Origin of the sequence: Variovorax nivicola, assembly GCF_051216475.1 — a bacterium.
Classification (GTDB): domain Bacteria; phylum Pseudomonadota; class Gammaproteobacteria; order Burkholderiales; family Burkholderiaceae_C; genus Variovorax.
The window spans coordinates 21,598-33,063 of the sequence record NZ_JBPJZK010000024.1; the positions used below are offsets into that span (position 1 = coordinate 21,598).

The 11,466-nt window shown below is 66.5% G+C and carries 11 protein-coding genes; 8 read left to right on the forward strand and 3 right to left on the reverse strand.

Annotation, left to right across the window (positions count from 1 at the left end):
• Nucleotides 1-119: 119 nt before the first annotated feature.
• Together ACSFBF_RS35605 and ACSFBF_RS35610 are read left to right on the forward strand one after the other, a co-directional pair.
• A complete protein-coding gene (locus ACSFBF_RS35605) occupies nucleotides 120-584 on the forward strand; it encodes a hypothetical protein (RefSeq protein ID WP_435475102.1) in 465 nt (154 codons plus the stop codon).
• 154 nt (nucleotides 585-738) lie between these two features.
• Nucleotides 739-1,050, forward strand: a complete 312-nt coding sequence (locus ACSFBF_RS35610) for a hypothetical protein (RefSeq protein WP_435475104.1) — start codon at nucleotides 739-741, stop codon at nucleotides 1,048-1,050.
• 45 nt (nucleotides 1,051-1,095) lie between these two features.
• Here ACSFBF_RS35610 and ACSFBF_RS35615 read toward each other — a convergent pair whose 3' ends face one another.
• Together ACSFBF_RS35615 and ACSFBF_RS35620 are read right to left on the reverse strand one after the other, a co-directional pair.
• Nucleotides 1,096-2,229, reverse strand: a complete 1,134-nt coding sequence (locus tag ACSFBF_RS35615) for a hypothetical protein (protein ID WP_435475106.1) — start codon at nucleotides 2,227-2,229, stop codon at nucleotides 1,096-1,098.
• 153 nt (nucleotides 2,230-2,382) lie between these two features.
• Entirely contained in the window at nucleotides 2,383-3,060 is a 678-nt protein-coding gene (locus ACSFBF_RS35620; protein ID WP_435475108.1) for a TetR family transcriptional regulator C-terminal domain-containing protein, read from the reverse strand.
• A gap of 169 nt (nucleotides 3,061-3,229) precedes the next feature.
• Between ACSFBF_RS35620 and ACSFBF_RS35625 the strand changes: the two genes are divergently transcribed.
• Nucleotides 3,230-4,300, forward strand: coding sequence for an asparaginase (locus ACSFBF_RS35625; protein WP_435475110.1), 1,071 nt, complete (start codon nucleotides 3,230-3,232; stop codon nucleotides 4,298-4,300).
• A gap of 69 nt (nucleotides 4,301-4,369) precedes the next feature.
• Here the strand turns inward: ACSFBF_RS35625 and ACSFBF_RS35630 are convergent, their stop codons facing one another.
• Nucleotides 4,370-5,188: a phosphatase PAP2 family protein gene (locus ACSFBF_RS35630; RefSeq protein WP_435475112.1), complete on the reverse strand. Its 819-nt coding sequence runs from the start codon at nucleotides 5,186-5,188 to the stop codon at nucleotides 4,370-4,372.
• Nucleotides 5,189-5,360: 172 nt separating this feature from the next.
• On the opposite strand from ACSFBF_RS35630, the gene glyQ reads away from it, so the two are divergent.
• From glyQ to ACSFBF_RS35655, 5 genes are read left to right on the forward strand one after another with little or no spacing between them, the layout of a single operon-like run.
• Nucleotides 5,361-6,284, forward strand: a complete 924-nt coding sequence (gene glyQ / locus ACSFBF_RS35635; RefSeq protein WP_435475114.1) for a glycine--tRNA ligase subunit alpha — start codon at nucleotides 5,361-5,363, stop codon at nucleotides 6,282-6,284.
• 15 nt (nucleotides 6,285-6,299) lie between these two features.
• Nucleotides 6,300-8,432, forward strand: coding sequence for a glycine--tRNA ligase subunit beta (gene glyS, locus ACSFBF_RS35640; RefSeq protein WP_435475116.1), 2,133 nt, complete (start codon nucleotides 6,300-6,302; stop codon nucleotides 8,430-8,432).
• Nucleotides 8,433-8,469: 37 nt separating this feature from the next.
• The gene (gene gmhB / locus ACSFBF_RS35645; RefSeq protein WP_093059864.1) at nucleotides 8,470-9,048 is read left to right on the forward strand and encodes a D-glycero-beta-D-manno-heptose 1,7-bisphosphate 7-phosphatase; all 579 of its coding nucleotides are present in this window, start codon (nucleotides 8,470-8,472) and stop codon (nucleotides 9,046-9,048) included.
• Nucleotides 9,048-9,818 carry a lysophospholipid acyltransferase family protein gene (locus ACSFBF_RS35650; protein WP_093059866.1) on the forward strand — a complete coding sequence of 257 codons (771 nt, stop codon included), beginning with the start codon at nucleotides 9,048-9,050 and terminating at the stop codon, nucleotides 9,816-9,818. The genes gmhB and ACSFBF_RS35650 overlap by 1 nt, the downstream gene beginning before the upstream one ends.
• A gap of 41 nt (nucleotides 9,819-9,859) precedes the next feature.
• Nucleotides 9,860-10,798, forward strand: a complete 939-nt coding sequence (locus ACSFBF_RS35655; protein WP_435475119.1) for a M48 family metallopeptidase — start codon at nucleotides 9,860-9,862, stop codon at nucleotides 10,796-10,798.
• Nucleotides 10,799-11,466: the final 668 nt, after the last annotated feature.

Sequence of the window (11,466 nt, forward strand, 5' to 3'; positions counted from 1 at the left end):
TTGCAGGCAATGCGCGAAGAATAGCGCCCGGACTACCTTCATTTTCCCGAGACTCTGCCGATAAACCGGGTTGGGCATCGATGCGATGCCTCCCATCCAGGTTGCGAGGAGGAGTTCCCATGTCCGGAAACAGGCGCTTTGCAAGGGCGGCTGCGCTGCAATCACCGCGAACGGTGCCACCGCTGGCCGCCGTCGGCGTGCTGCTGCTCTTGCTGCCACTGCCGCTGCAGCTCAGTTCCGCGGAGCCGACGCGCGGCACGAACAGCGCCACGGGCTGGTTCAACCTGACGATGGTCGTTCTTCCGACCTTCAAGGTGCTCGAAGTCACGCCCGTGAAGGGCGGGCATGAGTACCGCGTCTGGACCAACATGGCGTCGGTGCTCATCAAAGGGCGCGAGTACCGGTTCGACAAGATCGGAGAAACGACGTTCATGGTGGCTGGCACCGATGCCGATGGCCGCGACAGCCTCGCCCCCGCCTGGCGCGGTGCGATGGCGGCGACTACGGGCGGCGCTGCGCCGCAGGCCGCAACCGCTCCGGCCGGCGACGGCAGCAACGCGACGCGGGTGACGGTGACTTACTAGGGGGTCTTGCCCTGGATGTTGCCTGCGGGGTCCGGAAGGACCGCCGAGAAAAAAGCCGCCTGAGCCCTGCACTTCTTCCCGTTGCCGCCGATATCCGGAGGTCGGGCGCCGATGCAGCGCCCGAAGCTCATGTTCTTCGGACGGATCGGGCCTTATGACGGGAAATTGGCTTCAATCGGCGCGCTGCGCGCTGGCTGTGTTGCTGCTCGCGCCGATGCTGTGCGTGGCGGAGAGCGGCTTCGGCAGCAACGCCGCGACGGCGCGGGTGCGCATCACAGTGGTCGTGCTGCCCGTGTTCCGCGTGCTGCAGGTCACGCCGACCGCCGAGGGGTATGACTACCGCGTCTGGACCAACATGAAGTCGGTCGTGCTCGGCGGGCACGAGTACCGCTTTGCGCGCGTCGGCGAGAACACGGTGCGCGTGCCTACAGCGCCGGGCGACACCTGGATCGTTCACGGGCTGTAGGCCGCTTGCGCCAAGAAAGAGACCCGCGCGTGGCGGGCTCGCGAGTCAGTTCTGGTTGCTGGTCTCGGTCCGGTCCGGCGACAGGCACAGCGGGCCGGTGCAGGCCGACGATCTGAAGAAAATCGGCGAGTCGGGTACGCCGAAGTAGCGCAGCCCGTTGGCCGTCTGCGCATTCGCCTGTGCGGCATTGGCCTCCTGCAGGCCGAACACCGGGTCCGGGTTGTCCAGGAACTCGTACTCGAAGCTGCTCGACTGCGTCGTGTCCTTGACGTAGTAGATGTAGTCCTTGGACTCGCCGTTCTCGTCCTTCAGGAAGCGGTCTTTCAGCAGTCGGTAGCCTTGCGCGCCCTGTTCGCGGATCTGCGCCTTGACGTCCTTCACCTCGCCGCCGACGACGCTCAGCGGGCTGATCACCGCCTTGAAGCTGTAGCGCGCCGGGCTGCTCAAGTCTTTCAGGAAGAACTGATAGCCGCCCTGGTTGACCAGGAAGGGCGTGGCCCAAGGCCGGTAGCCGTTCGCGCCTTGCGCGTTCGCGCGATTCGCGTAGTCGGCGACGTTCTCTGCATACAGCTCGGCCGTCACGTCATAGGTGGCAGACGAGCCGAGGTCCTTGCGGTAGAGCACGGCGAACTCGGGGTCGAGGTTGCTGTTGAGGTCGATGGGCGCCAGGATCTTGAGCAGCACCATGCCCTTGGCCCCCTGATCCTTCGCCTGCTGCAGCAGCGCCTGCAGCGCGGTGGTCTGCAGGATGTCGTAGGTCAGGCGCTTGTACTCGTAGCTGTAGGTGGTCTCGGTGTCCTTGACCATCATGAAGGTGTCCTGCAGCCGCACGATGGTGCCCCCGGCCTCGCCCTCGAGGTAGCGGTAGCCGGCGGCGCCTTCCCGGTTCAGCAGGGCAATGTAGTCGGTGAAGCGCTTTTCGGCCGTTTCGGTGTCCGGGTCGCGGTCCTGCTCGAATTTCAGGAACTTGTAGCTGGCCGTGATCGGCGTGGGGGCCGGATTGGTTCCGGGGCCGGGTTCAGGCGGCGGCTCGGGGCTGGGGCCGCCCGGTCCGGGCGCCGGAGGCACCCAGCCGACCGGGAGACTCCCGAAGTTGCCGCCGCCACCACCACCGCCGCCGCCGCCGCAAGCGACCAGTGCCGCTGTGGTCAGCGCGACGAAAAGCAATCTTGTCCTCATGATCCTCGACCTCCTGTTTTCGGTATTCGCCATGCCGGAAGAGCCCGGCAGCGAAGGGTGCGAAGGTAGAGGCGTGGCGCTGGCGTCACCAGTGCCAAAAGTCACACGGCGAAACAGGTGCGCGCACTGGGTGCGGGCAAGCAGGGCGGAAAACTAGGCCTTGATGCCGCAGCCGTTGAGCACAAAAGTCACGAGCTCGCGCGCGATCGGTTCGCGATCGATGGGCGCGTCGGGCGGCAGGCCGAGCATCACGCGCGTCTGGATCGCGTAGTCGGCGTAGCTCTGGGTCATGGCCCAGATATGCATCAGCAGAATGCGCGCGTCGAGCGGGCGCATCAGCCCGCGCGCGATCCAGCCGTTGATGATGTCCACCTTCTTCTGCGTCCAGGCCCGCGCGTTGGGCCAGTAGCGGTCGAGGTTGCGCCCGCCATCGAGGATCTCGCGCGTGAAGATGCGCGACATCTCGGGGCTGTCGATGGCGTGGTCGAGCTTCTTGCGGATGTAGTCGCCCAGCACCGTGGCCGGGTCGCTCGCGTCTTCGAACGAGAACACCACCTTCCACGCATGCAGCACCTGCATCAGCAGCTCTTCGTAGAGCTCTTCCTTGCCGGCGATGTAGTAGTGCAGCTGGGGCTTGGTGAGGCCCGCGCGCGCCGCGATGGCCTGGGTCGAGGTGCCCTTCAGGCCGTGCAGGCTGAACTCGGCGACCGCCGCGGTGCGGATCGCCGCCATGATGCGTTCGCGCCCGGGCCGCGCGCGCGACAGCGGGCCGTCGGGGGCGGGCATTTCCTGGGCGGTCGAAACGGGGAGGGCGGCGGGATCGGCGTTCATGATGGCGGGTGAGCGGCAGTGCGCGCGGTCGATGGTAATACCTCGCCCCAGCCTGTCCGCTTGTGCATGACCGCATGCCATGCCGGCATGGGCAGGCAGGGCATGCAGGCACGGTTCATGTATCTTCCTCGCCGCCTCGAAAAATTCCACCTCAACAAAGGAGTTCTCCATGTACCTCTCTCCCCGTTTCCGTGCCTTCGCGGCTGGCGCCGCTTTGCTGGCGGCCAGCGCGCTCGCGCAGGCGCAGCAGGCACTGCCCAACGTGGTGATCCTCGCCACCGGCGGCACCATCGCCGGGGCCGGCGCCTCGGCCGTCAACAGCGCGACCTACGCGGCCGCCAAGGTCGGTGTCGAGAAGCTGATCGCTGGCCTGCCGGAGCTCTCCAAAGTGGCTAATGTGCGCGGCGAACAGGTGTTCCAGGTCGCATCGGAAAGCCTCACCAACGACAACCTGCTGACGCTGGCCAAGCGCGTGTCGGCGCTGTCGAAGCAAGCGGACGTTGACGGCATCGTCATCACCCACGGCACCGACACGCTGGAAGAAACCGCCTACTTCCTGACCCTGACTGTGCACACGAACAAGCCGATCGTCGTGGTCGGTTCGATGCGTCCGGGCACCGCGCTGTCGGCCGACGGCGCGCTCAACCTGTACGACGCCGTGAACGTGGCGGGCAGCAAGGACGCGATGGGCAAGGGCGTGCTGGTGACGATGAACGACAACATCGACAGTGGCCGCGACGTGAGCAAGAACGTCAACATCAAGACCAGCGCGTTCTCCAGCCAGTGGGGTCCGCTGGGCATGATCGTCGAGGGCCGCAACTACTGGTTCCGCGCGCCGGTCAAGCGCCACACCATGAACTCCGAATTCGACATCGACAGCATCACCACGCTGCCGCCGGTCGAGATCGCAATGGGCTACGAGGGCGTTTCGTCGGTGGCCATCGACGCCATTGCCAAGAGCGGCGCCAAGGCGCTGATCCACGGCGGCACGGGCAATGGCTCGGTGGCCGACCGCATCGTTCCGAACCTGCAGAAGGCCCGCGCCGACGGCGTGATCGTGATCCGCAGCGCGCGCGTGCCCGACGGCTTCGTCATTCGCAATGCCGAGCAGCCCGACGACAAGTACGACTGGGTGGTAGCGCATGACCTGCGCCCGCAGAAGGCGCGCATCCTGGCGATGGTTGCTCTCACCAAGACCAACAACACCAAGGAACTGCAGCGCATCTTCTGGGAGTACTGATCTCCCTTGGGGCGCATTCAGTGCCCTTTCCGGATCAGGCCGCAACGGTGAAAGCTGCTGCGGCCTTTTTCATGGGCGGCCTGTACCGCGATGGTGCCGCGCGTACTCGATGCTCGCGATGCAGATCGCCAGCCAGGCACCGCCCGAGCACAGCCCTGCGAGCACGTCGCTCGGAAAGTGCGCCCGCACGAAGATGCGGCTGCAGGCCACGGTGACGACCACGGCCGTCGCCGCCATCACCGAAGGCACCCGCCAGCGCGGCGGCAGCATGCGCAGCCCCAGGTAGCCCAGCATGCCGTAGAGCACCATCGAGCCCGAACTGTGGCCGCTCGGAAAGGAATAGCCCGACACCTGCGCGAAGCCGAAGTCGTGCACCGGCCGCGCGCGTTCGAAGATGAGCTTGAGCATGTGGTTCAGCACCGCGTTGCCGGCGGTGGCCGCGACCCAGCCGGCCGCGAAGCCGCGGTGCCCACGCAACCACAGCGCCACCGCCACGCCGGCACACAGCAGCACCACGACGATCGGGTCGGCCATGTGGGTGAGCCACGAGAACACCTCGCGCACGCCCGGCGGCGTGTGCGTGCCCACGGCGCGGCTGATCGTCTCGTCCAGCAGGCCCATCGGCCGGCCGTTGCCCAGGCCTTCCGCCACTTCGGCGAACACCCAGGCCAGCGCCATCACCGACGCCGCGCCGATGGCCAGTCCGCCGAACAGCAGGCCGGCGCCCGGCTCCGGCTGCTCTGCGTGCCGGCGCCGCAGGTGCTCGAAGCCCCGGGCCGCGAGGCCGGCGGCCACGGTCAGCGCAACAAGAAGAATCAGGAATCCGGGCCAGGCCTGGGCGCCGAGGCGCTCTCCCAGGGCGATCAATGCGGCATCTTCAACGGGCATGGGCGAGGCGGGCGGACGGCAGGGGCAGGCGAATCACGGCGTGTCGGCAGGAGTTCCAAAAGGGGAGGCCGAGCATAGCGGCCCGTTCCTGACCGCCCGCTGCCTCGTAAAATAGCCGGTTCGTTGCGCCGCGGGTTCTTCTCCCACCGGGCGGCCGACTTCACGCAGAGCCATGCTGACCTTCCAACAAATCATTCTCAAACTGCAGTCGTACTGGGCCGACAAGGGCTGTGCGCTGCTGCAACCGTACGACATGGAAGTGGGCGCGGGCACCTCGCACACCGCCACCTTCCTGCGCGCGCTCGGCCCCGAACCCTGGAAGGCCGCCTACGTGCAGCCCAGCCGCCGCCCCAAGGACGGTCGCTATGGCGAGAACCCCAATCGTGGCCAGCACTACTACCAGTACCAAGTGGTGCTCAAGCCGGCGCCCTCGAACATCCTCGAGCTCTACCTCGGCAGCCTCGAAGCCCTGGGCTTCGACCTGAAGAAGAACGACATCCGCTTCGTGGAAGACGACTGGGAGAACCCCACGCTCGGCGCCTGGGGCCTGGGCTGGGAGGTCTGGCTCAACGGTATGGAAGTGACCCAGTTCACCTATTTCCAGCAGGTGGGCGGCCTCGACTGCAAGCCGATCACCGGCGAGATCACCTACGGCCTCGAGCGGCTGGCCATGTACCTGCAGGGCGTGGAAAACATGTACGACCTGGTGTGGACCGAAGGCCACGGTGGCAACAAGCTCACCTATGGCGACGTGTTCAAGCAGAACGAGGTCGAGCAGTCGACCTACAACTTCGAGCACAGCGACGCCGAGTTCCTGTTCACCGCCTTCAACGCGCACGAAAAGCAGGCCAAGCACCTCATGACCGAGCAGCTCGCGCTGCCGGCCTACGAGCAGGTGCTGAAGGCCGCGCACAGCTTCAATCTGCTGGACGCGCGCGGCGCAATCAGCGTGACCGAGCGCGCGGCCTACATCGGCCGCATCCGCAACCTCGCGCGCAGCGTGGCGCAGAGCTACTACGACAGCCGCGAGCGACTGGGCTTCCCGATGGCGCCGCGCGAATGGGTCGCGCAGATCCCCCCGAAGAAGGCCGCCTGAGCGATGACGACCCCCATGAACAAGAACTCCCTGCTGGTCGAACTGTTTGTCGAAGAACTGCCGCCGAAGGCACTGAAGAAGCTCGGCGATGCTTTCGCGGGCGTGCTGCGCGACCAACTCGTGGCGCAAGGCTTGGCCGAAGCCGGCTCGGTGCTCACCGCCTACGCCTCGCCGCGCCGCCTGGCTGCGCACCTCACGCACGTGGCCGAGCGCGCCGCCGACAAGGCCGTGTCGCAAAAGCTCATGCCCGTGGCCGTGGGCATCGACGCCTCCGGCCAGCCCACGCCCGCGCTGCTCAAGCGCCTGGGTGCGCTGGGCGCCGACGCCTCCGCCGTGCCCGGCCTGAAGCGCGCCATGGACGGCAAGGCCGAAGCCCTGTTCTACGAAAGCACCGCCAAGGGCGCCACGCTGGCCGAAGGCCTGCAGAAGGCGCTGGCCGAGGCGATTGCCAAGCTGCCGATTCCCAAGGTCATGAGCTACCAGCTCGAAAGCGGCTGCGAGCTGCCGGGCTGGAGCAGCGTGAGCTTCGTGCGTCCCGCGCACGGCCTCGTGGCGCTGTATGGCGACACCGTGGTGCCCATCGAGGCGCTGGGCCTGAAGGCCGGCCGCGAAACGCACGGCCATCGCTTCGAAGCGGCGGTCGATCCGGTCGCGCTGCGCGACGCCAACAGCTATGCGCTGCAGATGCAGGAAGACGGCGCCGTCATTGCGAGCTTCGAGGCGCGCCGCGCCGAAATCGCGCGCCAGCTTGCAGCGGCTGCGGTGAAGGTCGGCGGCGGCTCGGTGCCCATCCACGACGACGCGCTGCTCGACGAAGTAACCGCGCTGGTCGAGCGACCCAACGTGCTGGTCTGCAGCTTCGAGCGCGAGTTCCTCGAAGTGCCGCAGGAATGCCTGATCCTCACGATGAAGGCCAACCAGAAGTACTTTCCGCTGCTCGACGCGTCGAGCAGGCTCACCAACAAGTTCCTGGTCGTCAGCAACATCAGCCCCGCTGACGCGAGCGCGGTCATCGAAGGCAACGAGCGCGTGGTGCGCCCGCGCCTTGCCGATGCCAAGTTCTTCTTCGACCAGGACCGCAAGAAGTCGCTGGCCTCGCGCGTCGAGTCGCTGGGCAAAGTGGTCTATCACAACAAGCTGGGCACGCAGGGCGAGCGCGTCGAACGCGTGATGCGCATCGCGCGCGGCATTGCCGAGAAAATCGGCGACGCTGCGCTGGCCGCGCACGCCACGCAGGCCGCCCAACTCGCCAAGGCCGACCTCGTGACCGACATGGTCGGCGAGTTCCCCGAGCTGCAGGGCACCATGGGCCGCTACTACGCGCTGCACGACGGCCTCGATGCATCGGTGGCCGACGCCATCGAAGACCACTACAAGCCGCGCTTTGCCGGCGACGAACTGCCGCGCAACAGCGTGGGCCTCGTGGTCGCGCTGGCCGACAAGCTCGAAACGCTGGTCGGCATGTTCGGCATCGGCAACCTGCCGACCGGCGACCGCGACCCCTTCGCGCTGCGCCGCCACGCGCTGGGCGTGATCCGCATGCTGATCGAGAAAGACCTGCCGCTGGGCCTCGACGCGCTGCTGCAGGACACGGCCGCGCAGTTCAGCGGCATCGCCGGTTTCGAAAGCAGCCGCGCCACGGGCGAGCTGCAGGACTTCATTCTCGACCGCCTCGCCGGCAGCCTGCGCGAGCAGGGCGCCAGCGCACAGGAAGTCGACGCCGTGCTGGCTCCGCGCCCGCAGCGCCTGGGCGAAGTGCCCAAGCTGCTGGCCGCTGTGCGCGCCTTTGCCGCCTTGCCCGCCGCCGCCGCGCTGGCCGCTGCGAACAAGCGCATCGGCAACATCCTCAAGAAGGCCCCCGAGGCCGACGCGCACGTCAGCGAGCTGCTGCTGCAAGAGCCAGCCGAGAAGGCGCTGCACGCCGCCATGGCGCAAGTCGTGCCCGCCGCCAACGCCCAGTTCGAAGCCGGCGACTACACCGCCTCGCTGCAGACGCTGGCCGCGCTGCGCGAGCCGGTCGACGCCTTCTTCGACGACGTGATGGTCAACGCCGAACAGGCCGACCTGCGGCTCAACCGCCTGGGCCTGCTGATGTCGCTGCACACTGCGATGAACCGCGTGGCACAGCTCGAACGGCTGGCTGTCTGAGCTCATTCACGACGCCTCCCCCAGGAGTGGCACCGCCATGAAACTCGTCATCCTCGACCGCAACGGCACGATCAACGTGCACCGCGAAGACTTCGTGAAGAGCGACATCGAGTGGACGCCGCTGCCCGGTGCGCTCGAGGCCGTGGCGCGGCTCAACCATGCGGGCTGGCACGTGGTGATTGCATCCAATCAGTCGGGCCTGGGCCGCGGCCTGTTCGACATGGCTTCGCTCAACGCCATGCACGCCAAGATGCACAAGATGCTCGCGGCCGTGGGCGGCAAGGTCGATGCGGTGTTCTATTGCCCGCACAGCCCCGACGAGGGCTGCGAGTGCCGCAAGCCCAGGCCCGGCCTGTTCCTGCAGATCGGTGACCGCTACGGCATCGACCTCAAGGGCACCCCGACCTGCGGCGACAGCCTGCGCGACCTGCAGGCGGGCGCGGCTGCAGGCTGCGAGCCGCACTTGTTGCTCACGGGCATGGGCGCGGCCTGCCGCGGCGTCGATCCGCTGCCTTCCGAATATCCGGCGAACACGTTGGTCCACGACGATCTCGCCGCCTTTGTCGACTTTCTGCTCGCGCGCGAAGCGCGGGCCGCACTGCAGGTGGCTGTCTGATGGCGTTTTTCCGTTCCGTTCTCCACGCCCTGTGGATGCTCGTCACCGTGATCCCCTGGGGCATCATCATGTGCGTCAGCTCGCTCTGGAAGCGCGGCATTCCGCTCTACTGGATGGCCGAGCAATGGCTCAGCTGGGCCATCGGCGGCGCGCGCGTGCTGCTGGGCATCAAGACCCGCGTGAGCGGCATGGAGAACCTGCCGACCGACAAGCTCGCCGGCGCGGTGCTGCTGGTGAAGCACCAGTCCACGCTCGAGACCTTCCTGATGCCCACGCTGATGCCGCACCCGCTGGCATACGTGTTCAAGAAGGAGCTGATCTACATCCCCTTCTTCGGCTGGGCAATGGCGCGGCTGGACATGATCCACATCGACCGCAGCCAGCGTGCGCAGGCCTTCAACAAGGTGGTCAACCAGGGCCGCAAGCTGCTTGCGCAGGGCATCTGGATCATCATGTTCCCCGAGGGCACGCGCATTCCGCGCGGGCAGAAGGGCACGTACAAGAGCGGCGGTACGAGGCTCGCCTGCGAGACCGGCGTGCCGGTGATCCCCATTGCCGTGACATCAGCCAAGGTGTGGCCGCGCAAGGCCTTCATCAAGCGCCCGGGCGTGGTCGATGTGTCCATCGGCCCGGCGATTCCGAGCGTGGGCCGCAAGCCTGATGAGTTGATGCGTGAGGTCGAGGCCTGGATCGAGGCCGAGATGCGCCGCCTCGACCCCGAGGCGTATGTCGACAGCCCTCTGCAGCCCACGCAAGAAGCGGTGAGCTGAAGAGGAAAAGAGAGCCCGTCATGGGATTGCTTCGGTTCACGATGGATCTTTTCGAGGGGCTGGGCAGCGAGTTTGCGCCGCCAGCGCCCGCACCGGCGCGGCCGCGCAGGGTGAAGAAGCCGAAGCTGGTGGCACCGCCGGCCGTGCCTTTGGCTCCGCCCGCACCCCTGGACCCGCATGCGCCACCCGCGGTGCCGTTGGCCGACACGCTGACGCTTGCGAACTTCGCGCATCCCCAGGCCACGCGTGAAGTGGTGCTCGGCTCGGCGCGCGTGGCCTATGAATTCAAGCGCGGCAAGCGAAAGACGATCGGCTTCCTCGTCGGGGCCGAGGGGCTGTCGGTGCGCGCGCCGCGATGGGTGGCGTTGCGCGATGTCGATGCGGCCATTCAGGAGAAGTCGGACTGGATTTTGCGCAAGCTGACGGAAACGCAGCAGCGCCATGCGCGGGTCGAGGCCACTCGCATCGAGTGGAAGGATGGGGCTGGGTTTCCGTTCCTGGGTGAGCCGGTTGTGATGCGGCTTGATCCGAAGCATGGCTTTGCGAGTGTTGGCGGCACGCTTGACGACGCTGTTGAAGAAGGTGGGCCGCGGGTGCTGCGACTGGCTGTGGCGCAGAACGCTGAGCCCTCGCAGATTCGTGATGCGGCGCAGGCTTGGCTGATGCGGCAGGCGCGCAAGCTGTTCATCGAGCGGCTGGATCACTTTGCGCCGTTGCTTGGGGTGCAGTGGCAGAAGTTGTCGCTGTCGAATGCTTCTACGCGCTGGGGGAGTGCCAGTGCGGATGGGTCGATTCGGCTGAATTGGCGGTTGATTCACTTTCGGCTGTCGGTGATCGACTATGTTGTTGCGCACGAGCTGGCGCATCTGCGGGTTATGGATCACTCGCATCGGTTCTGGGAAACCGTTGAGAGTGTTGTGCCTGACTACGACTTGCTGCGGCGGCAGTTGAAGGATGAGGCTGTTCCTCGCTGGGGCTGAATTTGTCGTTGGTATGGGTTTGCTTTCCGGGGCCGGGACTCGCCCCGGCGGGCGACCTACTTTTCTTTGCTTCGCCAAAGAAAAGTAGGCAAAAGAAAGGCGACCCCACTGTCTGCGTCCCTCCGCTTCGCTGCGGGCAACCTGCGGTGCTCGCGTTTCGCGGGGTCTCGCCCAAACTCGCTTCGCTCAGACAAGGGCGAGCCCTGATCCGCGAAACGCTGCGCTCCTCGGCGCAGCCAGAGGGGCTGGAGACAACTCGGGCCTTTGCTTCGCTCGGCCACCAGGCCACCGCAGGCGCGTAGCGCCTGCGGTGGTTGGTACTGGCTGTTGGCTGTTACCGGGCCGAGCGCAGCGAAGGCCCGCCCGGCTCCCCAATCCCTTCTGGCTGCGCCGAGGAGCGCAGACGTAGGAGGGATCAGGGCCGCAGCTGTTTGAGCGAAGCGAGTTCTGCGGACCCCCTCCGTAGTCGAGCACCGCAGGTTGCCCGTAGCGAAGCGAAGGGACGCAGACAGTAGGGTCGCCTTTTCTTTGCTTACTTTCTTTTGGCGAAGTGTATGGACCGGGGACCTTGGAAACAGGTGTGCGCGGACATAGGAAACACGTTGGCAGGTTAGCGCTTTACAAGCAAGGAGTTCAAGTCCAGCCGCATGAACGGGTGGTGGCAGAAG